Raw genomic sequence first — 21,592 nt, 5'->3', positions numbered from 1 at the left:
TTATTTGAACGTCCCTTTTTTAAATGCCCCGCCTAGAAGGTCCAGGACAGCTTGCGCGTCACAACAACACTGACGCCGAGCTGGTCTGTGTCTTGGACAATCGGGCTGTCCGCCGCGTCATTGAGCAATTCATCGTAGTTAACGGTGCCCATAACGCCCCAATTATCGCTGAAGTTGTAGGAAATGCTGGCCTCGACACCGCGTGATAGCAATCCGCCTTTCGCCGTTCCGGCACCGGTGCCAAAATAGGTCTCGGTATAGCTGTCGTCACCAAAAAATAGCCGAGGTCCAAAGCGCATTTCCATTTGTGCCGAAGGTTGCAAGATCAGATCAGCCCCCACCTCGCCAACATAGGCTTCGTGGCCGATCACGCCGTAGCGTCCAACCGCATAAATTTCTGCCATATCGGTTGAATAGGCAAAGCCGCCGCCAACCTCTAATGCCATATCAACGTCGTCTTGCCCTGCAAGTTCGGGGTAGTCCGCCGCTTTGCGCTCGCCGATATAGCCAACGCTGCCTTTGAACCTGAAACCTCCGGCATCTTCGCCACCAGCATAACTGAACGGACCAAAATTAAGGTAATCTAGAGAAAAGCTGCCGGATGGCCCGACATTACTGTCCGCAGAGCCGAAATACTCAGGCTTGGACGCAGCCCCGAGACCTAGTGTAAATCCCAGCCCCCGCGCGTCATAGGCATCTTGCGCGCCAACAGATGTGGCCGCGACGATCAAGGGAAGAACGAGGATTCGCATTTCGGGTGGCCCCTGCATGTTTGTTTGAGTAGGGACTGTATAGAAAATATCGTCGCAAACAAGCGCAACGCTTCACGAAAGGTGACCGGAATGCTGTCATATCAACACGGGTATCACGCGGGAAATATGGCAGATGTGCACAAGCACGCATTGCTGGCGTGGATGCTGGAATACCTGACCCGTAAGGATAAACCGCTATCGTACATCGAAACCCACGCTGGCCGTGCGTTATATGATCTGGGCAGTGATGCGGCGTTGAAAACCGGCGAGGCCGCGCGCGGCATTGCGCTGGCGGAAAAATGGTTCGCGCCAGAACATCCTTATGCGCGCGTGTTGAAAGCGGTCCGCGAAGAGGTCGGCAGTGACGCCTACCCCGGATCACCAATGGTGGCGGCGCATCTCCTGCGCGATATCGACCAGATTGATGTCGCCGAATTGCACCCCGGCGAGTTCGAAGAATTATCGCAGATGATGTATCATCAGGCAGTCGGCTGTCACAATCTGGACGGCTGGCAAATGGCAATGTCGCGCTGCCCCCCTGATCCGCGCCGCGGCATGTTGCTGGTTGATCCGTCCTTCGAGATAAAATCCGACTACGAGGATATCCCTGATTTCTTTCGCAAAATCCACCGCAAGTGGCCGGTCGGAATTCTGGCGCTCTGGTATCCGATACTGGAAGACGCGCGCCACCGGCCAATGATGATGGCATTAAACACGCTGTTCCCTGAGGCCGCCGCGAGCGAAGTCCGCTTCCCCCCTGCCCGCGCAGGTCACGGCATGGTGGGCTCTGGCATGTTTGTCATCAATGCACCCTACGGCTTTAGCGAACAGGCGGCATGGCTGGCAGGTAAATTCAAAACACTGAAATAACGCTTGCGGGTTTGCCTGTCCCATTTCTGCCCCTATATACCCCCCATGTTTACAGATTTGATCCGGCGCTTGACCGCCCCCGCCCCTGACCGACTTCCCGATACTGACGCCCGTTTGGCGCTGGGTGCGCTGCTTGTGCGGCTCGCCCGCGCTGACGGCGACTACGCCGCGGTCGAGATCGCCCGCATTGATGCAATACTCGCGGCGCGTTACGGGTTGAGTGATCCCACCGCCCTGCGCACCGAATGCGAGGCGCTGGAACGCGAAGCCCCCGATACCGTCCGCTTCACCCGTGCGATCAAAGATGCCGTCGATTACGAGGATCGCCGCGCTGTCATTGCCGCGATGTGGGAAATTGTGCTGGCTGATGGTGCGCGTGACGAAATCGAGAATAGCCTCATGCGCATGATTGCCCCGATGTTGGGTGTGACCGATCAGGATAGTCATGCCGCCCGCATCAGGATCGAAGAACGCAAGTAAGCGGGTTCGCCTTCACTCTACTTAAAGCTGATCTCACGCTGGGTTGCGGCATTGATTAATGCATTACGCTAGGTAAAGTACTATCAAGGCGTTGCTTTATTGTAAGAAATGCGCCCTACTGCACAGCACAACAATCATCGTGTTTTTAGCGCAACAATTTAAGTGGCTGCCAGTGACCCCTGAAACTCCCGTTATCGAAATTCGTGATCTGCATAAATCCTACGGCGCGTTGGAGGTGCTGAAAGGCGTCGATATCACGGCTACTGCGGGTCACGTTGTATCGCTGATCGGCTCATCAGGGTCGGGCAAATCCACGTTGCTGCGCTGTGCCAATCTGCTAGAGGACAGCCAGCAAGGCGACGTGTTGTTTTGCGGTGAACCAGTAACGTGGAAAGGGGACGGATTGAACCGGCGCCCGTCGAACCGCGCGCAAATCACCCGCATCCGGACCAACTTGGCGATGGTGTTCCAACAGTTCAACCTCTGGGCGCATATGACAATTTTGCAAAACGTCATGGAAGCGCCGCTCACCGTGTTGGGCCGCCCCCGCGCTGACGTCGAAGCAAGCGCGCGCCAATACCTCGATAAGGTTGGCATCGGCGACAAATGCGATGCCTATCCGGCCATGTTGTCAGGGGGCCAACAGCAACGGGCCGCCATCGCCCGCGCCCTGTGCATGGAACCCAAAGCGCTGTTATTTGACGAACCGACCAGCGCGCTGGACCCCGAGCTGGAGCAAGAGGTTATCAAAGTTATCAAAGATTTGGCCGCTGAAGGTCGGACCATGATTATCGTGACCCACGACATGCGTCTGGCCGCCGACGTCAGTGACCATGTCGTTTTCCTCCACATGGGGAAAATCGAAGAAGAAGGGCCACCCGAAACACTCTTCGGGGCTCCAAAAACCGAGCGTTTGCAAGGATTTCTATCCGCAACCGCTCCTGCCTAACTCATCAAAACGGGAGATACCTGATGAAAAACCTTATCCTTTCGACTGCTGTTCTGGCACTGACCGCTGGCGGCGCGCTGGCACAAGATGTCGTGCGTCTTGGCACAGAGGGCGCCTACCCTCCATATAACTTCCTCAACGATGCAGGCGAGGTTGATGGCCTCGAGCGCGAGCTGGGCGACGAGCTATGCGCGCGCGCCGAACTGACCTGCGAATGGGTCACAAACGAGTGGGACAGCATCATCCCTAACCTTGTATCGGGTAACTACGACGCGATCCTTGCAGGCATGTCCGTCACCGACGAGCGCATGGAAGTCATCGCCTTTTCAGAGCAGTATACATTGCCTGATCCATCCGCGTTCCTTGTGATGAACGACGCGACAGACCTGACAACCGGTGTGATTGCGGCGCAGGCTGGCACAATTCAGGCGGCTTATGTGGCATCGACCGGCGCGACATTGCTTGAATTCGCAACACCTGACGAATCAGTCGCGGCTGTGAAAAACGGCGAAGCAGACGGTGTTCTTGCCGACAAATCCTTCCTCGTGCCATTGGCCGATGCAGACGCTGAATTGTCGATGGTTGCCGAAGAAGTCATGATCGGTGGCGGCATCGGCATCGGCCTACGCCAGTCCGACGCCGAGCTGAAAGCAAAGTTCGACGCGGCTATCATCTCGATGAAAGAAGACGGCACATTAAACGCTCTGCTCACCAAGTGGCTTCCAGAAGGCGGCCAGTTCGAGTAACTCAACCCTGCGCTCCGGTCAGATGATCGGGGCGCAATCCTTTCTCCGCGACTTTGTTCCACAAACACAAAACCAACCCCAACAACGGGTGTCCCCATTTTTGAATACTGCGCCGACCCTGCCGCCTTAGAGGGCACCAAATGGTTCTCATGCTACCTGACAACAGGCAAGCACATGGGGCTGTATTGGTCATTCGGCACCGTGCTTTTGCTCCTCGCCATTACCGCCCCCGTGGCCTTGGCGTTTGGCTTTGGTGGTGCGACAGCGGCCCGCAGCCACTTCACCCCACTGCGCTGGTTTGGCAAAACCTATATCGCCTTGGTGCGCGGTGTGCCCGACATCGCCTTCTTTCTGTTTTTTGTAATCGCTTTGGATCAAGGCATCGAATACCTGCGCCATAAGGTGAAATGCCCCGATTGGGACGGGCCGATCCGGCAAGGCAACGACTTTGTCGTCTGTGCGCAAGCGAAAATGCCCTTGGGCAATGCCGCGCAGTGGATCCATGAAACCTACGGTTTTTTGCTGGCGATGCTGACATTCTCGATCGTATTCGGCGCTTTTGCCGCGAACGTGCTATTTGGCGCCATGCGCGCCGTCCCAAGCGGCCAGTTGGAAACCGCTGACGCCTACGGCATGTCGCGCCGCCAGACATTCTGGCGTGTGCTTGTCCCGCAAATGTGGGTCTACGCGCTGCCCGGCCTCTCGAACCTCTGGATGGTTTTAATCAAAGCCACGCCACTTTTGTTTCTCTTGGGCGTCGAGGATATCGTCTACTGGGCGCGCGAACTTGGCGGTACCAAAACACCAAACTTCACCGACTATCCGCATGGGGACTGGCGCATCTGGTATTTCCTGTTCCTGCTGGTGTTCTACCTGTGCTTTACCAAAGTGTCGGAAATCGTGCTTGACCGGATCATGTTGCGGCTGACACGCGGCCAGGCCACAACAGCAGGCGAAGCCCAGCGGAAGGCAGCAGCATAATGGAAGACTGCATCCAGACGATCATCGACTACGGGCTGCGCTCGCAAGGCATAGGCGAGCGCTTGTTGCCCCGCAGCGATTTCACCCTGTGCCAGCAATTCACGCTGATCGGCTCGGGCATGATCTGGAACATATATTTTGGCCTGACCGCCCTCGTTGCAGGCTTCTTTTTCGCCACAGCACTCGCACTGGGCAAAGCAGCGCACACTCCGATACTGCGCAAACCCTCGGAATGGTTTATCTTTATTTTCCGGGGCTCGCCGCTGTTCATCCAGTTTTTCTTTGCCTACTTTCTATTCCTGTCGCTGAAAACACAAATTCCGTTTTTTTCGCCGCTGACCTCTGCATGGCTTGGCGCATTGGTTGTGCTATTTTTGAACACGGCGGCCTACTCTGCCGAAATCTTTTACGGCGCACTTCAATCCATTCCGAAAGGCGACACCGACGCCGCCGACGCCTACGGGTTGCAAGGCTGGTCGCGCTTTCGCCGCGTGATCTGGCCCACAATGCTGCGGCTGGCATGGCCCGCCTACACCAACGAGGCAATTTTTCTGTTCCACGCCACAACGCTGGTGTTCTTTAGCGGTTTTCCCGCCAGTCAGCAGCGCGGCGATGCACTGTATTACGCCAACTATTTTGCTGACAAGACGTTTAACCCCTTTGTCCCCTATCCGATTCTGGCGATGTATTTCATCATCCTGACCCTGATCGTGATCTCGATCTTTGGCGTGATCAACGGGCGGCTGAACCGGCACCTGCCGCAAGACGGGCGCATGAGATTCAGGTTCCGGCCACAAATCATAAGGTGATCCAGACCAGATCACTGGCCCTCGACACATATCCGCAGCCGCGCTAGGCTACGACAACCCAACCATATGGTGTTCAATGAAAATCGGTATTTTGCAAACTGGCCACGCGCCAGATGAAGTCCAAGCAACCCTTGGCGACTACGATGCGATGTTTGGCAAGCTTCTAGCGGGCGAAGACTTCACCTTCCAGACCTTCAACGTAGTAGACTTGGAGTTCCCCGCATCCATCACCGCCTGTGACGGCTGGCTTCTGACCGGATCCAAACATGGCGCTTACGAGGACCACGCGTTTATCCCACCGCTGGAAGAGTTTATCCGCGCCGCCTACGCCGCCGAAGTGCCAATGGTCGGCATCTGTTTTGGCCACCAGATCATCGCACAAGCCCTTGGCGGCAAAGTCGAAAAGTTCAAAGACGGCTGGGCAGTCGGGCGGCAAACCTATGACTGGCAAGGGCAAGACATCGCGTTGAACGCATGGCATCAGGATCAAGTAGTGACCCGCGCCGAAGGGTCCATCCCCGTGGCTTCCAACGAATTTTGTGAAAACGCCGCGCTGGTCTACGGCACCCGCGCGTTTACCGTGCAAGCACATCCCGAATTTGGCGACCAAATAATTGGCGACTTGGCGACACTGCGCGGGCCGGGCCTGGTGCCAGACCCGATTTTAACCGCCGCCCGTGCCAATATGAACAAACCGAATGCAAACCAGAAACTGGCGACAATGATCGCACAGTTTTTCCGCGAAAGGCGTATCGCATGACTTGGACCGATAAAATCCCGCAGGCCGCCACGACCTATATGGAGCAAAACCGGCTTGATGAAGTCGAATGCATGATCCCGGACTTTCCGGGTATCGCGCGCGGCAAAGCGGTGCCTGCTTCCAAATGGGAAAAACAGGCAAACGAGCACTTTCACCTGCCAAATTCGATCTTTTTCCAAACGATTACCGGTGATTGGGGCGAAGCGGCAGGCCCCGACGGGTTTCTTGAACCCGACATGATCCTGAAACCCGATTTGTCCACCGCCACGGCTGCCCCTTGGGCCGCTGATGGCACGTTACAGGTGATCCACGACGCCTACGATCAAAAAGGCCGCCCCGTCGAGGTCAGCCCGCGCAACGTTCTCAAACGCGTCTGCGACCTCTATGCCGCCGAAGGCTGGACCCCTGTTGTTGCCCCCGAAATGGAATTCTATCTTGTTGCGCGCAACCTTGATCCGGCCCAGCCTATCGAGCCGATGATTGGCCGCACAGGTCGAAAATCCGCGCGCCAGCAGGCCTATTCGCTGGCCGCTGTGGACGACTACGGCCCTGTGATCGACGACATTTACGAATTCGCCGAGATCCAAGGCTTCGAGATTGACGGCATCACCCAAGAGGGCGGCGCGGGCCAGCTTGAAATCAACCTGCGCCACGGCGACCCTGTGAAACTGGCCGACGAGGTGTTTTTCTTCAAACGCCTGATCCGTGAGGCGGCCCTGCGCCACGATTGCTTTGCGACATTTATGGCCAAACCAATTGAAGGTGAGCCGGGTTCTGCCATGCATGTGCATCACTCGGTGCTGGATACAAAAGGCCGTAATATTTTCACCGGCCCGCAGGGTGGCGAAACCGATGCATTCTATAATTTCATCGGCGGATTGCAAAAACATATGCCTAGCGCCATCGCGGTGATTGCGCCCTACGTGAACAGCTACCGCCGTTATGTCCCCGATAGTGCAGCCCCCGTGAACCTTGAATGGGGCCGTGATAACCGTACCACAGGCATCCGAATTCCGATCAGTGACGCCAATGCACGGCGCATCGAAAACCGCCTGCCCGGCATGGATTGCAACCCTTATCTGTGCATCGCTGCTTCGCTGGCTTGCGGTTATCTTGGCATGAAGAACGAGATCCGCCCCGGCAAACGCTGGGAAGGCGAAGCCTATCAATCCGACGCCGAAATCGCGGCGTCGCTCTCGGACGCGCTGGATCTGTTCGACGGGGCCAGTGAATTGCACGACGTTCTGGGGCCTGAATTTGCCCGCGTTTATTCCATTGTGAAACGCACCGAATACACCGAGTTCTTGCAGGTTATCAGCCCGTGGGAACGCGAACACCTACTGTTAAACGTATGAACCCGCTCTATCGCAATGATCGCGCAGGTCAGTTCCCCAAAAGCTGGTATGCCGCCAGCACCCCCCTACCCGCAGAGCGCTTGCCGCTTTACGGCCATGTGACGGCGGATGTTTGTGTCATAGGCGCGGGCTTTACCGGCCTCTCGGCTGCGCTGGATTTGGCGCAAAAAGGGCTGTCTGTTATCGTGCTTGACGCCCATCGCGCGGGCTTTGGCGCGTCGGGTCGCAATGGCGGCCAGGTCGGATCGGGTTACAACAAATCGCAAGAGTGGCTAACCAAACAGCTAGGTGACGGTGCCGCGCGCGCGCTTTGGGATATGGCCGAGGAAGCCAAGGCAGATCTGCGCGCCAACGCAGCGGCCCACGCGCCTGATGCGCAGTATAAATCCGGCGTGGCGCATGGCGGTTACGCGCAAAGTGATGTGATCGCAGAGCACCGCGAGGCGGAGTATCTCGCGCGCACCTACGGTTATGACCAAATCGAGATGCTGGACAAAACACAGCTGACCGACATCGTAAAATCTCCGCTTTACCAGGGCGGAACCTTGGACCACGGCGCAGGACATCTACACCCGCTGCGCTACGCATTCGGACTGGCGCGCGCGGCAGAGGCCGCTGGTGTGACGATTTACGAACGCTCCGAAGTGCATCAAATTGTGAAAGGCGACCGCGCCGAAGTCCGCACCGACAAAGGACGTGTCGATGCAAAATTTGTCGTGGTGGCAGGCAACGGCTATCTACCGGGCATCGAGCGGAAAATCGCGGCAAAAGTCATGCCGATCAACAGCTTCATCGGCGCCACAGCGCCTTTGGGTGCCAAAGCTGCCGAGGTTCTGGCGCGTGATATCGCCGTGGCGGATAACAAATTCGTCGTCAATTACTATCGCCTGTCCGAGGATAACCGCCTGTTGTTCGGCGGACGTGAAAGCTATTCCATCGGCTTTCCTAAAGATATCGAGACTTCCCTGCACCAACGCATGGTCAACCTGTTTCCACAACTTGCAGGCGTCGGATTTGACTATGTTTGGGGTGGCACATTGGGCATCACCGCAACCCGCCTGCCCGCCGTGCAACGTATCGCACCCAATATCTATTCAGCCGCAGGTTTTTCAGGGCATGGCGTGGCGCTCTCGGGTTTTGCGGGCAAGATCATGGCAGAAGCAATCGCAGGTCAAGCAGGCCGCTTTGACGTGCTAGCCTCGTTACCAACCCCCAGTTTTCCGGGAGGCGGTGCATTTCGGGCACCATTGCTAACGCTGGCGATGACTTGGTTTGCGATGCGCGACAGGTTAGGCATCTAACGCAGGTCTGACCGGATCACGGTCAGACCACGCGCCGGCTTCACTTGCCCATGCGCGACAGTTTTTCCTGCATCGCGGCAAGCTGCTCTTTGATGGTATCCAGATCATCACTGGCGGATTGGGCATCTTTGGTCTTTGCCTCGGCTGTTGCTACGGCGGGCAACAACCCACCGGTCATCGCCTTGAAAAACGCCTGTTGCTGCGCTTGCATTGCTTCAAATCCGGGCATACGGGCCATCGGGCTGGAAGTGGTCATATTTTCCATCACCTTGGACTGCCCGCCGCGTAGCATCTCAAAACTGGCGGTCAAGAACTGCGGCACCACCGACGAGGCCTGCGTCGTATAGCTGCGCACCAGATCGGTCAGGATATCGACGCCCAAAACGCTTTCGCCACGGCTTTCATGTTCAGCAATGATTTGTAGTAAATACTGGCGCGTCAGATCATCGCCGGATTTGAGGTCAACAATCTGGACCTCACGCCCGTCACGAATGAACGATGCGATATCTTCCAGCGTTACATAATCGCTGGTCTCGGTATTATACAGCCTACGGCTGGCGTAGCGCTTAATAAGGAGCGGTTTTTTGGTCTCGACCATGACAGTCCCTCCTAAGACATATTGCATTGCAGAAAGCCTATGCTGCACTAGCGCAAAAGGGAAGACAATTACGTTACAGACAAAAAAGCGGCCTGCGCATAACGCAGACCGCTGATTAACCATGAACCGGTATCGACCCTCCGGGAGGAGAAAAGGCCGATATCCGAAACCCGATTACTTGGAGTTAGTTGCTTTTTGAACAGCAGCAGTTGCTTCTGTCTGAACTTTTTTCGCAGCAGTTGTCATGTCAGCAGACATGTCTTTGCCAGCAGCCAAAACGAGTTCCATTGTCTGTGTCTGCACTTTTTTCGCGATTTCAGCGAAAGCAGCCATATGCTCGGACGCTGCTTCTGCGGTTGCAGTTGCAAAGTCTGTTGTTGCTTTTGCATAGTCAGCTGGCTCGGCTTTTGCAGTTGCAACAGCAGCGAATTTGCCCAGTGTTTCCTGTGTCCATTTTGCGGACAGCTCGGATGACTTGTTAGCAGCTTCCAAAGCAACTTTAGACATTTTTTCAGCCAAAGTTGTCTGCGACTTGAACGCTTCTTCCATTGCTTTTGTGTCTACTGGGAAAGAACCCATCATGTCTTTGAATACGGCAGTGAAATCTGGTGTAGTCGTTGTCATTTCTAAAATCCTTAGGGTTTTGCGGGAAAACCCCGCTGTTTGTTTCTTCTGAACCCTAGATACATGCTGCAGTGCGGCATTTCAAGTAAATTATGCACTTGCAGCATAATAAATGCTGCAAGTGCGAATAACCTATAAGTTGCGTATAGTTAGTTCACGACATAGGTGCCGGGCGCTGCGCATAATACCGGATGCTTCGCTGTTCCGGCTTTGCGCGCTGGCACTTTCTTGCCTGATTTCGGCGATAGCCAACTGTCCCAGCGCGGCCACCACGACCCGTCATTCTTGGTTGCAGCCGCCTGCCAGTCGTCGGGCGACAGCGTCAAATCCTGATGCGTATAATGCCCGTACTTATTCTTGCTGGGAGGGTTCACGATCCCCGCAATATGCCCCGATTCGGACAGAATAAACGTCTTGTCCGTTGAACCCATCTTTTGCACACCACGATAGCTGCTTTTCCAGGCCGCAATGTGGTCGGTCTCGCAGGCAATCGCGCAGACCGGTATTTTAACGTCCGATAGCGTGACCGAGGTGCCCGCAATCGCGAACCCCGTCGTGGCAAGCCTATCGTTCTGGCAAAGCCCACGCAGGTAATCCACCGCCATTTCCGCAGGCAGATTGGTGCTATCGCCATTCCAATATAACAAATCAAATGCAGGCGGCGCTTGACCCATCATATAGCTTTTGATCGCGGGACCATAGATCAGGTCATTGGACCTCAGGTAGCTGAATGTGCGCGACATATAAAACGAAGACAACAAACCGCTTTCGCTCACTTCGGCCTCAATCCCGTCAACAAAGTCGTTGTCCAGAAACACCCCCACTTCGCCGCGATCCGAAAAATCGGTCAATGTGGTAAAGAAGGTGGCCGAATTGACCGATGTATCGCCCCGTTGATCCATAACGCCCAGCGCAAGCGCCAGCGTGGTACCCGCGATACAATAGCCAACCGCGTTGACCTTTTCGGTGCCGCAAATCTCTTTGATCTGTGCGATCGCAGTCAGAAATCCATCCTCGACATAATCGGTCATCGTGGTGTCGCGGTAGCTCTCGTCAGGGTTCACCCATGACACGATAAATACCGTATACCCCTGCTCAACCGCCCATTTGATCAAGCTATTTTGCGGTTTCAAATCCAGAATGTAGAATTTATTGATCCACGGCGGGAAAATCACCAGCGGGGTTTCATGCACCTTCTCGGTGGTCGGCGCGTATTGGATCAGCTCGAACATACGGTTGCGAAACACAACGCTGCCCTCGGTGGTGCCAAGGTTTTCGCCAACCTTGAACGCTTTCTTATCCGCCAAAGTAATGACCAGATCACCGTTATTGGCCTCCAGATCCGCCACAAGGTTCTCTAGCCCCGCCACCAGACTTTCGCCGTCAGTTTGTGCAGCCAGCGCCAGCGCTTCGGGGTTTGTCGCCAGAAAATTGGTCGGTGCCAGCATATCAATGATCTGCTGGCTAAAAAATTTAATGCGCTTCTTCTCACCCTCGTCGAGAGTGTCGATATCGGCCACAGCTTGCTGCACTGCAGCGGAATTAATCAGATATTGCTGTTTCACAAAATTAAAATAGGGGTTCACATACCACATCTCGTTGGTAAATCGCTTGTCGCGGGGGGCGTCGTCGGGCGGAGACTGTAACTTACCTTGCGTCAACATGTGCTGCGCTTCGATGTAGTGCTTGACCGACTTGCCCCAAAACGCAACCTGATGTTCAATCAGCTTTGCAGGATTGTTCATCATATCAGTAATATAGGCACCAGCAGCCTTTGCATATAGATCCTGACTGGGCCCTTGCAACGCCTTTGGCACCTGACGCGCCTGGCCCATTGCCGCCAACATTCGCTGGGTCAATTCCTCCATGCGCGCAATATTTGCATCCAATTTAGCACGATTAGGACCTATAGTTTCGCCATCTTTTGAATCATTTGTTGTCATATTAACCCCTAGACCCTAAGTTTGCAGTCGCAGCATTGTAATTTTACAATGCACCCCGACACGACTTTATCGGAGATTCTACAGATGAAGTATATGATGACATACGACCTTATGGAAAGCGTCCGTAATACTAATCAATGGCTTGGTGCTACCGCACGCTCTTTTGCAAGCTACCCAATGATGGCCGGCACAGCCAACCCGATGATGGATTGGCTCGGTGCGTGGGGCGAGGTGACAGAGCGTACTTTTGGCCGCATGTCTGCCAAACCCGACTGGAATATCCCTCCAGTCACCGGTCAAAGCGGTAAAGATTTTTCGGTCAGCGTGGAAACGATCGTCAGCCGCCCCTTTGGCGATTTGATCCGTTTCCGCATGAAAGGCCGCGACGAACGTAAACGCCGTGTGCTGCTCGTCGCACCAATGTCGGGCCACTACGCGACACTGTTGCGCAAAACCGTGATTTCGCTGCTGCCCGATTGCGAAGTCTATATCACCGACTGGCACAACGCGCGCGACATTCCAGTCAGCGCCGGCAAATTCGACGTGGAAGACTACACTCTCTATCTTGTCGATTTCATGAAAGAACTGGGCAACGACATCCATGTGATTGCCGTTTGCCAGCCTGTGCCTCTGACGTTGGCCGCAACCGCCTATCTCGCAGAACAAGACCCTGACGCGCAGCCGCTGTCGCTGACGTTGATCGGCGGCCCCGTTGATCCAGAAGCGAACCACACCGAAGTCACCGATTTTGGCCGCTCCGTGACCATGGGCCAGCTGGAAAACTCGATGATCCAGCGCGTCGGCTTCAAACATGCAGGGGTGGGCCGCAAGGTCTATCCGGGTCTGTTGCAACTTGCGTCCTTCATCTCGATGAACAGCGAGTTGCACTCGAACGCCTTCCGCGACCAGATCATCAAAGTTGCCAAAGGCGAGGCGAGCGATCACGACCGCCACAATGCGTTCTACGATGAATACCTCTGCGTTATGGATATGACCGCCGAATTTTACCTGTCCACCGTTGAACGCGTCTTTAAGGGCCGCGATATCGCACGCAACGACTTTGTCGTCGCAGGACACAAAGTAGATATCGGCAAGATCACAACCGTGGCTGTGAAAATTGTAGAGGGTGAAGACGACGACATCTCTGCGCCGGGCCAGTGCTTGGCGGCTTTGGATTTGTTGACAGGTTTGCCTGACAGCAAAAAAGCATCGCACCTAGAGCCGGGTGCAGGTCACTACGGCATCTTCGCGGGCGGCAGCTGGCGTCGGAATATCCGGCCATTGGTGCTGGACTTCATTGATGCAAACTCGGGGAAAGCCGCAACAAAACCGGAACCCGTGCAGGCCGTGAAGTCAAAAGAAACCAGCGCAGCACCAGTCACACTGGCTGTGGCGAATGCGACCACTACTGCAGACACCAAGCGCGCGAAACCGACCGGAAAACCAAAAGGTAAATCGGCCGCATCGTAACGATTGCATAGGGGCGACACATCACTTGTGCCGCCCCAACCGCAAATAGCTAGCGTAAAACCAGCGGCTGTTTCATCCACGCGCGCAGCGCACGGGTGACAGCCTCGGGGCTTTCTAGCGTGGGCAAATGTCCGGCATCTTCAATGACTTCCAGCTTTGCGTAGGGGATCAGCTCTGCGATAAATTCGTGCCGGCGCAAAGTGTTTTGCCCGTCATGATAGCCGCACATCACCAATGCAGGCTGCTTGATCTTGCGCAGGATATTTTGTTGGTCCTTGCGCCGCTGCATCGCACGCGACTGGCGCACATATGCCTCTGCGCCCAGATCATGCGCCATGTCCGACACCAATGACAAAACATCCATGCGGTAAGGGCCAGGCGCAAGCCACGCAGGGTTCGTCTCGGCCTTGATCGCATCATCAAAGCGGCCGGTTTTGGCCGCAATAATCAGCGGTTCGCGCAGAGCGGATACTTCGGGCGTGTCGGCCTGTGCATTGGTCGCAATAAATGCCACGCGAGTGACACGTTCAGGGGCGCGGCGCAGAATCTCCATCGCCACCATGCCGCCCAGACCCATGCCTGCCAGCGCAAATTTGCTGGGAAGCCACGACAAAATGACCGAGGCCATTTCTTCGATGCGTTCCCCTTGCGAGATCGGCACAAACGTCATCGGCGTTGTTGCCGAAAGGGCAGCGATTTGCGCGTAGAAAACCCGCGCGTCACACAGCATCGGTGGGATCAGAACTAATGGTTCAATCATTTCCCACGCCCATACGAAAACTCTTTACTAACTTTGTGGCCATCGGGCCATCTTTGGCCAATGCGGCGCGTGGCTGCAAGGGCGAAGGTCATAATCGCCGTTATTCCGCCCACAGTTCAGCCGCGATGCGTTAAAACGCATCCAACGGTGGTCGAGATCAGATCAAGGCACGCCGCATCCGAGAACCTGTGATCCGCCCCGTCGACCAATGTGAGGCGCATGTCATCGCCCTGCGCATGTTCTAACAACCGCAGCGCCACCGACATTTTCACATCAACGTCCGCAGTGCCTTGCAAGAACCGCACAGGAAACGGCAATAGCAGCGGATCACGCAACACCAACCTGCCGCGCCCTTCTTCAATCAGCCGTTTGGTAATGATATAGGGGTCGCCATATTCCGAAGGCAACGCCACCTGCCCCGCCGCCAATTCCATCTTCTGTGCATCGGTAAATCCGGCCCACATGCTGTCCTCGGTAAAATCAGGGGCTGCCGCAATGGTTACCAAACCCGCAATCCGCTCTGGCATTTCGCGCGCCACAAGCAAGGATATCCAGCCCCCCATCGACGAGCCAACCAAGACAACTTTGCCCGCGACCAACCCCAATACCGCCAGCGCATCCTCAAACCAGTCGCCAATCGCGCCATCGGTAAACGCGCCATCACTTTCCCCATGCCCTGAATAATCGAAACGTAAAAACGCACGGCCCTCGCCCTTTGCCCACGCCTCCAGATGCACGGCCTTTGTGCCGCCCATATCGGATTTGAACCCGCTCAGAAAAACAACCGCTGGCCCGTCACCATCAGTCAAATGATACGCTATGCGGCGGCCTTGTGGGGTCTTGAAACTTGAGGACATCGGGCGCTCCATACATGTTGAAGCGCAACACTACAAAAGGGCCACCAAAGAATCCATGACCCTCGGGTAATTTCGATCTGAAACCTATTCTGCTATAATCTGCGCATCCAGCACGCCTGACCCCATGCTCCCCGAATAGCTACCTGCGCCTACCGCAAAAATACCCTGCGCACGTGTCCCGACAAAACGACCTTCAACGTCTATCAGCACGGAAACTGTATCCCCGCGGGTAAGATCACCTTCAAGCGTCCCCACAAAACCGGTGGTGGCGGCAGTGACAATATCTGCATATAAAACCAAAGTGCCCGTCATCGCTGAAACATCAGCCAAATCTATGAAATTAGATGCAATGCCGTCGACTTCATCAGAGCCAAAATCAACACTCATATCAATTGCCCCTGCGGCCCCGCCCACCGACGGATCCGCGTCGCGCAGTACAATAACACCGTTCATAGAGGCGCGCCCCGATAGTGGCATTTGGGCGTTGGTTGTATATGGCGTACTCGCCCCCCGCCCTCAATGATTGTTAAAACCTCTAAATATCGGGTTTCTAATTGTGCTTTCGTTTGCGGTGGACCAACCACAACAGCATCCGCATTTGGGCCGGTGCTACTGCCTCCGCACGCAGACAAAACGATGGCAATTGATGGCGTTAACGCTAAGAAAAGGTGTTTCATCAAAGAATTCCTTATTCGAAATGTAACGTTCCAACATGATTTATTGCAATATAATAACAGAAAAACGCCTAATTCCCTAAGCAAATCCTCACGCGCGGCTTCTCGTATTGACACGGCACCGCCCCCTCGGCATTTAAGCGGCACTCACCCGCAACCGAGCGCTCAGTAGGCGCTAAACAGACGAGGATGCCTCAAATGGCCCAAATCTCTCTCACATTCCCCGATGGCAATGCACGCCACTATGACGCAGGTATCACCGCCGCCGCTGTGGCCGCTGACATCTCGTCCAGCTTGGCCAAAAAGGCGATTTCCGCGACAGTGAACGGCGCACATTTTGATTTGCAATGGCCGATCAATGCCGACAGCAGCATCGCCATCAACACCATGAAAGACGAAGCCCCTGCGCTTGAACTGGTCCGTCACGACCTCGCACATATCATGGCACGCGCCGTGCAGGAAATCTGGCCGGACGTGCAAGTCACCATCGGCCCCGTTATCAAAGACGGCTGGTATTACGACTTTGACCGCAAGGAATCCTTCACCCCCGAAGATCTCGCCACCATCGAAAAGAAGATGAAAGAGATCATCAACAAACGCGAGCCTGTGCGCACTGAAATCTGGGCGCGTGATAAGGCGATCCAGTTCTATCAGGACAAGGGCGAGCCATATAAAGTCGAGCTGATCGAAAGCATCCCGGGCGACGAGCCGCTGCGCATGTATTGGCATGGCGACTGGCAAGACCTGTGCCGTGGTCCGCACTTGCAACATACTGGCCAAGTGCCAGCCGACAGCTTTAAGCTGATGTCGATTGCCGGCGCTTATTGGCGCGGCGACAGCAACCGCGCCATGTTGCAACGGATTTATGGTGCCGCCTTCACTAACAAAGAGGGCCTCAAGGAACACATGCACCGCCTTGAGGAAGCAGCCAAACGCGACCACCGTAAACTGGGTCGCGAAATGGAACTGTTCCACATGCAAGAAGAGGCCCCCGGCCAAATCTTCTGGCACCCGAACGGCTGGACCATCTACACCGAATTGCAAGACTACATGCGCCGCCGCCAACGCGCTGGCGGCTATGTCGAGGTGAACACACCGCAAGTCGTGAACCGCAAACTCTGGGAGGCCTCGGGCCACTGGGAAAGCTATCAGGAAAACATGTTCATCGTCGAAGTTGACGAAGAACACGCGCGTGAAAAAACCATTAACGCCCTCAAGCCGATGAACTGCCCGTGCCATGTACAGGTATTCAACCAAGGCCTGAAATCTTACCGCGAATTGCCGCTGCGCATGGCTGAATTCGGGTCCTGCGCCCGCTACGAGCCTTCTGGCGCATTGCACGGTATCATGCGTGTGCGTGGGTTCACTCAAGACGACGGGCATATTTTCTGTACCGAAGACCAGATTGAATCCGAGACCAAAATCTTCATCGAATTCCTGTCGGAGATTTACGCGGAACTTGGCTTTACCAACTGGGCAATCAAACTCTCGACACGACCAGAAAAGCGGATCGGCTCTGACGCGGTCTGGGACAAGCTGGAAACCGCCCTTGGCAACGCCTGCAAGGCCGCAGGATACGCCTATGACATCCAGGAAGGCGAAGGGGCATTCTACGGCCCCAAGCTCGAATTTGTGCTGACCGACGCAATTGGCCGCGAATGGCAGTGCGGCACATTGCAGGTGGACAGCAATATCCCCGAACGGCTGGGCGCAGGCTACATCGGTCAGGACGGGAACAAGCATGTGCCTTTCATGCTGCACCGCGCCACCTTGGGATCATTCGAGCGGTTCATCGGCATCCTGATCGAAGAACACGCAGGCAAGCTGCCGTTCTGGCTGGCCCCGCGCCAAGTGGTCGTGGCCACAATCGTCTCGGACGGCGACGACTACGCCCATGAGGTTGTGGCAGCTCTCAAAGCGGTAGGCGTGCGCGCTGAACTCGATATCCGCAACGAGAAAATCAACTACAAAGTCCGCGAACACTCGCTTGGCAAAGTTCCAGTTATCCTCGCCATCGGTGCGCGCGAAGTCGAAGAAAAGACCGTCAGCGTAAGGCGTTTGGGCGAGAACAAAACCTCCGTTACATCTCTGGCCGAAATCGTAGCAGAGATGAAAACCTCAGCGACCCCGCCCGACAAATTGTAACAACCCGTTTACGCGCAATAAAACAAACCCGCAGATGACATCATCTGCGGGTTTTTTACTTTTCAGCGGGTTGCACCACCACGCGCCACGTCTATCGCCACTTCATGTTACGCTGCTACAATACATAGCCAGAAGGCTAAGTTTTCCATTCACATTTGCTTAAGCTATGCAATGCATCGGCATGATCGGTTTTATATTTACGGACATGACGGCGAACTGGGTGAACGGTTCACGCGGGCGTCTCATGATATGATCGACGACCAGCCAGTTTATGGATTTTGGTGATATTCTCTCGCTGGATCGCCGCTTAGAAATGCGATTTTGGCTCGTCGGGCTTGCCCGCCGCAATCGCCAAAATCCCGCCTAAGCCCGCGAAACCAATGGGAAACATCGTGCCGACGTTAAACCCGAACGCCGCGTAAAACAGCGCGGACGCGGCGATCAAAAGCGCGCCGCCCCAGAGCGCGCGGGCCTTGGCCATGGCGCCGCCGGCGATGGCGAGCAATGGCGCGGTAAAGCTCGCGAACCGGATAAATCCCGGATTATTCAACGCAAACATCTCGTTCAATTCAGGTCTCGCGTCGGACAATTCGGCGTAACCATAGCCGAATAGCCCCACCACCATTCCGATCAGGCCCGCGATTATCCCTAGCATCAAAGCTGCATTGCGCATGAAAATCTCCTTTGGATCTAGTTAGGAATTCAGAACCGACTTTGCAACGTCCGGCTTCCAACCTATTGACCATACACCGTTTTTCTCGATCACTGGGCGTTTCATGAGGGTTGGGTGTGCGGCGAGAAGTGCCTGTGGGTCGCTGGCTTTCTCGGCGTCGGACAGGCCGCGCCAAGTGGTTGAGGCGCGGTTAATTGCGGTGTCGCCAAACTGTGTGATGATGGTTTTGATGTCGTCGGATGTGAGGCCGTCGGCGCGCACGTCGATCACGGTGAAGGGCTGATTTGTGGCGAGGATTTCCTTTTGCGCGCGTTTGCAGGTATCGCAGGATTTTAAGCCATAAAAATTCATTAAATCAGTGCCTTAGGTGGAAAATATTGGGATTGTCTTTTTTGCGTCTTGCCTGCGTCTTCTTTACGTCTCGCACGTCACAGCCATTGCGCCTGGATTTCGCCGTTCCAGCCGAGGGTGTAGCGGGTGCCGTCGGTGATAACGGGGCGGGCCATGAGGGCGGGTTGGTCGGCGAGTTGCGCCTCTGCTTCGCTTTCGCGCATCCATGCGTTGAGGTTGCGGAAGGCTTGGGATTTGCGGTCAACGAGATTGTCGCCGAACTCGGCCAGTAGCACGGCCCATTCAGCCTCCGACATCGGCTCGGCGCGCACATCGCGGAAGGTGATCTCGATCCCCGCCTCGGCAAAGACTTTGCGCGCACGGTTGCAATCGGGACAGGTGGAGATGCCGTAGAGGATCATGTGGGTTACTCGCGTTTTGAAAACTGTTGCGTATAGTTTCAGCGAGGAACGCGCTGAGTGCAAGGGCGGTTTGGCAAAAGCCCCGTCAAGACTAACGCGTTGGATTGGCGCGGGGGGCGAGGTCCGTGAAAGAAACTGTCGAGGACAGTTTCTAGGACCGAGCGCGCATAGCGCAGGGGGAACAATAGTCAAAAGCGATCCCCTCAGTTACCAGCCGCGCCCGAACCGAGGGGTGGGTGCAAAGCGCCCGCCCCGTGGGGGGTGAGACCCGTCTCGGAAACTGTCGAGGCAGTTTCAGGGTCGAACGCGCGCAGCGCAGGGTTCGAGCGCTACCCAACGAAGTTGGGTATTTGGTCCACAATCCGTATCCGCATCAATCAACTAACTATGGACATTCTCAAAGAAAGGAGCTTCTTCTGACCTTTTGGCGTCAGTTCCGAGAAAGTTGCATGTTTCCCTGCAGAAGTCGTAGTTCTCTTGGTTTCAATCAATTGGTGAGCTTCCCAAAATAATGTAATGTCATGAAAGTCAGTCATGTCAACTTTCACGTCATCTGATTCCAAAATCTTAGCCTCCCTCCCCCCTAGGGCAAATATCGCCATATAATTGATGAGTTGACTGTGAATTAGCGGCCCTCTCATAAATGGACCAACAAAAGCGAACAAATGATCAGATTCAATTTCCAGAAACTTGTGTCGAGTATCTGAGTAGGGACCGCCGAATTCGCCATTAACCTCAACAAAATAAGTAACACCAAGATTAAACGTCTTTAGATCGCTCGCTCCTTTGGGCATTTCAAATATATTGACGTTAGCCTGTTCCGCCTTCAGTATATCTCGCTCCGCCTTTAATTCGGAAATTTGTCTAATTAATTCTGGGCTTGCAGAGGTGGTCCTAGATTTTAGACCAGTTTACATCCTTGTTAAGGTGGATCTGGGTTTTATTTAGGCTGCTAATCTCATTGGTTCTGTTTTGCTGACATAGGCCTCATCTGGGGTCAATATGCCGTGAGTTGAATGCGGGCGCTCAGAGTTGTAATACGTCAGCCATTTGCCGATCCCAGCCCGCATTTCCGAGCCTGTCTCAAAGGCATTCAAATAGACGCATTCATACTTCAACGATCGCCAGAGCCTTTCGATCATGCGATTGTCGCGCCATGCGCCTTTTCCGTCCATGCTGATCTTGATGTCTGCGTCGACCAGCACGTCGATCCAAGCGCCGCTGGTAAATTGGCTGCCCTGATCGGTGTTGAAGATTTCCGGCGTGCCGTGCTTGGCGAGCGCCTCTTTCAAAGCCTCGACGCAAAAGTCTGCATCCATACTGTTGGACAGCCGCCACGAAAGCACTTTGCGGCTGTGCCAATCCATGATCGCCACGAGATACAGGAAGCCGCGTCGCATCGGTATGTAGGTAATATCTGCGCACCAAACCTGATTTGGGCGGTCAATTGCCGCATTCCTCAGCAAGTAAGGCCAGATCTTGTGATGCGGATGCTTTTTACTTGTGTTGGGCTCCTGATAGATCGGAACCAGACGCATAAGCCGCATCAAGCGCCGGATCCGGTGGCGGCCACATTGGTGATTGTTGCGCTTCATGTACCGGGCCATCTGACGCGATCCATACCAAGGCGTTTCCAGGAACTGTTTGTCGATGATTTCCATGAACCGCAGGTTCTCAGCGCTCTCGCCGACGGGCTGGTAGTAAAGCCGCGAACGCGACAACTGCAATAGTTCGCACTGTTTACGCATGCTTAACTTATGATCTCGGCTCACCATTTTTTGCCTCGCATCCCGAGCAACTGCTGCGAGGCATCCGCCAAAAAATCTCGCTCCACAACAAGCTGACCTATCTTGGAATGCAGCTTGTCGACGTCAACGGCACTTACCCCATCGGGCGCTGAACCTTTGCGCGTAAATGCCGTCGCCATATTCTCTATCGCCGCCCGTTTCCAAGTCCCTATCTGGGTCGGATGAACGCCATATTTTTTGGACAGTTCCGCCATCGACATCTCCTCGCGGATTGCTTCAAGCGCAACCTTGGCTTTGAAATCGGGCGAATGGTTCTTTCGTTTTGTCATTTGGGATCACTTCTTT

The 21,592-nt window shown here is 55.0% G+C and carries 23 protein-coding genes; 11 read left to right on the top strand and 12 right to left on the bottom strand.

Annotated elements, in window-relative coordinates; all coding sequences use genetic code 11:
• Positions 1–32: 32 nt before the first annotated feature.
• Positions 33–752 (bottom strand): MipA/OmpV family protein, encoded by a 720-nt coding sequence (locus ACXLHR_RS02755; protein ID WP_458790013.1) that lies wholly within the window; start codon positions 750–752, stop codon positions 33–35.
• A 90-nt stretch (positions 753–842) separates the two neighbouring features.
• Between ACXLHR_RS02755 and rlmJ the strand changes: the two genes are divergently transcribed.
• From rlmJ to ACXLHR_RS02710, 9 genes are all read left to right on the top strand, one after another.
• A complete protein-coding gene (gene rlmJ / locus ACXLHR_RS02750) occupies positions 843–1,622 on the top strand; it encodes a 23S rRNA (adenine(2030)-N(6))-methyltransferase RlmJ (protein WP_458790012.1) in 780 nt (259 codons plus the stop codon).
• A gap of 45 nt (positions 1,623–1,667) precedes the next feature.
• A complete protein-coding gene (locus tag ACXLHR_RS02745; protein ID WP_458790011.1) occupies positions 1,668–2,102 on the top strand; it encodes a tellurite resistance TerB family protein in 435 nt (144 codons plus the stop codon).
• A 172-nt stretch (positions 2,103–2,274) separates the two neighbouring features.
• Entirely contained in the window at positions 2,275–3,051 is a 777-nt protein-coding gene (locus tag ACXLHR_RS02740; RefSeq protein ID WP_458790010.1) for an ABC transporter ATP-binding protein, read from the top strand.
• A gap of 23 nt (positions 3,052–3,074) precedes the next feature.
• Positions 3,075–3,797 (top strand): transporter substrate-binding domain-containing protein, encoded by a 723-nt coding sequence (locus tag ACXLHR_RS02735; protein ID WP_458790009.1) that lies wholly within the window; start codon positions 3,075–3,077, stop codon positions 3,795–3,797.
• Between the two features lie 96 nt (positions 3,798–3,893).
• Positions 3,894–4,778 (top strand): ABC transporter permease, encoded by an 885-nt coding sequence (locus tag ACXLHR_RS02730; RefSeq protein WP_458792455.1) that lies wholly within the window; start codon positions 3,894–3,896, stop codon positions 4,776–4,778.
• The gene (locus ACXLHR_RS02725; protein ID WP_458790008.1) at positions 4,778–5,587 is read left to right on the top strand and encodes an ABC transporter permease; all 810 of its coding nucleotides are present in this window, start codon (positions 4,778–4,780) and stop codon (positions 5,585–5,587) included. The genes ACXLHR_RS02730 and ACXLHR_RS02725 overlap by 1 nt, the downstream gene beginning before the upstream one ends.
• Positions 5,588–5,663: 76 nt before the next feature.
• Positions 5,664–6,347: a type 1 glutamine amidotransferase gene (locus ACXLHR_RS02720; RefSeq protein WP_458790007.1), complete on the top strand. Its 684-nt coding sequence runs from the start codon at positions 5,664–5,666 to the stop codon at positions 6,345–6,347.
• A complete protein-coding gene (locus ACXLHR_RS02715; protein WP_458790006.1) occupies positions 6,344–7,702 on the top strand; it encodes a glutamine synthetase family protein in 1,359 nt (452 codons plus the stop codon). Before ACXLHR_RS02720 ends, ACXLHR_RS02715 begins: the two co-directional genes overlap by 4 nt.
• Positions 7,699–9,003: an NAD(P)/FAD-dependent oxidoreductase gene (locus ACXLHR_RS02710; protein WP_458790005.1), complete on the top strand. Its 1,305-nt coding sequence runs from the start codon at positions 7,699–7,701 to the stop codon at positions 9,001–9,003. The genes ACXLHR_RS02715 and ACXLHR_RS02710 overlap by 4 nt, the downstream gene beginning before the upstream one ends.
• A 40-nt stretch (positions 9,004–9,043) precedes the next feature.
• On the opposite strand, the gene phaR is transcribed toward ACXLHR_RS02710, so the two are convergent.
• The 3 genes from phaR to ACXLHR_RS02695 all read right to left on the bottom strand — a co-directional run bounded on the left by phaR (position 9,044) and on the right by ACXLHR_RS02695 (position 12,168).
• Positions 9,044–9,601 carry a polyhydroxyalkanoate synthesis repressor PhaR gene (gene phaR / locus ACXLHR_RS02705; protein WP_458792454.1) on the bottom strand — a complete coding sequence of 186 codons (558 nt, stop codon included), beginning with the start codon at positions 9,599–9,601 and terminating at the stop codon, positions 9,044–9,046.
• Positions 9,602–9,775: 174 nt separating this feature from the next.
• Entirely contained in the window at positions 9,776–10,225 is a 450-nt protein-coding gene (locus ACXLHR_RS02700; protein WP_458790004.1) for a Phasin, read from the bottom strand.
• Positions 10,226–10,374: 149 nt separating this feature from the next.
• The gene (locus tag ACXLHR_RS02695; protein ID WP_458790003.1) at positions 10,375–12,168 is read right to left on the bottom strand and encodes a PHA/PHB synthase family protein; all 1,794 of its coding nucleotides are present in this window, start codon (positions 12,166–12,168) and stop codon (positions 10,375–10,377) included.
• Between the two features lie 84 nt (positions 12,169–12,252).
• Here ACXLHR_RS02695 and phaZ point away from each other — a divergent pair, with 84 nt between their 5' ends.
• Positions 12,253–13,638 (top strand): polyhydroxyalkanoate depolymerase, encoded by a 1,386-nt coding sequence (gene phaZ / locus ACXLHR_RS02690; RefSeq protein ID WP_458790002.1) that lies wholly within the window; start codon positions 12,253–12,255, stop codon positions 13,636–13,638.
• A 49-nt stretch (positions 13,639–13,687) separates the two neighbouring features.
• Here phaZ and ACXLHR_RS02685 read toward each other — a convergent pair whose 3' ends face one another.
• From ACXLHR_RS02685 to ACXLHR_RS02675, 3 genes are all read right to left on the bottom strand, one after another.
• Complete coding sequence (locus ACXLHR_RS02685; RefSeq protein WP_458790001.1) at positions 13,688–14,398, bottom strand: alpha/beta fold hydrolase; 711 nt, start codon at positions 14,396–14,398, stop codon at positions 13,688–13,690.
• 116 nt (positions 14,399–14,514) lie between these two features.
• Entirely contained in the window at positions 14,515–15,255 is a 741-nt protein-coding gene (locus ACXLHR_RS02680; protein WP_458790000.1) for an alpha/beta fold hydrolase, read from the bottom strand.
• 84 nt (positions 15,256–15,339) lie between these two features.
• Positions 15,340–15,708 carry a hypothetical protein gene (locus tag ACXLHR_RS02675; protein WP_458789999.1) on the bottom strand — a complete coding sequence of 123 codons (369 nt, stop codon included), beginning with the start codon at positions 15,706–15,708 and terminating at the stop codon, positions 15,340–15,342.
• 419 nt (positions 15,709–16,127) lie between these two features.
• Here ACXLHR_RS02675 and thrS point away from each other — a divergent pair, with 419 nt between their 5' ends.
• Positions 16,128–18,074 carry a threonine--tRNA ligase gene (gene thrS, locus ACXLHR_RS02670; protein ID WP_458789998.1) on the top strand — a complete coding sequence of 649 codons (1,947 nt, stop codon included), beginning with the start codon at positions 16,128–16,130 and terminating at the stop codon, positions 18,072–18,074.
• Positions 18,075–18,381: 307 nt separating this feature from the next.
• Here thrS and ACXLHR_RS02665 read toward each other — a convergent pair whose 3' ends face one another.
• The 5 genes from ACXLHR_RS02665 to ACXLHR_RS02645 all read right to left on the bottom strand — a co-directional run bounded on the left by ACXLHR_RS02665 (position 18,382) and on the right by ACXLHR_RS02645 (position 21,576).
• Positions 18,382–18,747 carry a hypothetical protein gene (locus tag ACXLHR_RS02665; protein WP_458789997.1) on the bottom strand — a complete coding sequence of 122 codons (366 nt, stop codon included), beginning with the start codon at positions 18,745–18,747 and terminating at the stop codon, positions 18,382–18,384.
• A 21-nt stretch (positions 18,748–18,768) separates the two neighbouring features.
• Positions 18,769–19,098, bottom strand: coding sequence for an arsenate reductase family protein (locus tag ACXLHR_RS02660; RefSeq protein WP_458789996.1), 330 nt, complete (start codon positions 19,096–19,098; stop codon positions 18,769–18,771).
• A 77-nt stretch (positions 19,099–19,175) separates the two neighbouring features.
• Positions 19,176–19,499, bottom strand: a complete 324-nt coding sequence (locus ACXLHR_RS02655) for an arsenate reductase family protein (RefSeq protein ID WP_458789995.1) — start codon at positions 19,497–19,499, stop codon at positions 19,176–19,178.
• A gap of 377 nt (positions 19,500–19,876) precedes the next feature.
• Positions 19,877–20,293 (bottom strand): hypothetical protein, encoded by a 417-nt coding sequence (locus ACXLHR_RS02650; RefSeq protein WP_458789994.1) that lies wholly within the window; start codon positions 20,291–20,293, stop codon positions 19,877–19,879.
• Between the two features lie 150 nt (positions 20,294–20,443).
• Positions 20,444–21,576 (bottom strand): IS3 family transposase gene (locus ACXLHR_RS02645; RefSeq protein ID WP_458789667.1). Its coding sequence is split into 2 segments (ribosomal slippage): positions 20,444–21,297 and positions 21,297–21,576, totalling 1,134 coding nucleotides; the frame shifts between segments, so codons are not numbered across the junction.
• Positions 21,577–21,592: the final 16 nt, after the last annotated feature.

Source organism: Yoonia sp. MH D7 (assembly GCF_054439475.1).
The sequence above is the reverse complement of the archived record's forward strand: the minus strand, read 5'-3'. Positions and strand labels throughout refer to the sequence as shown.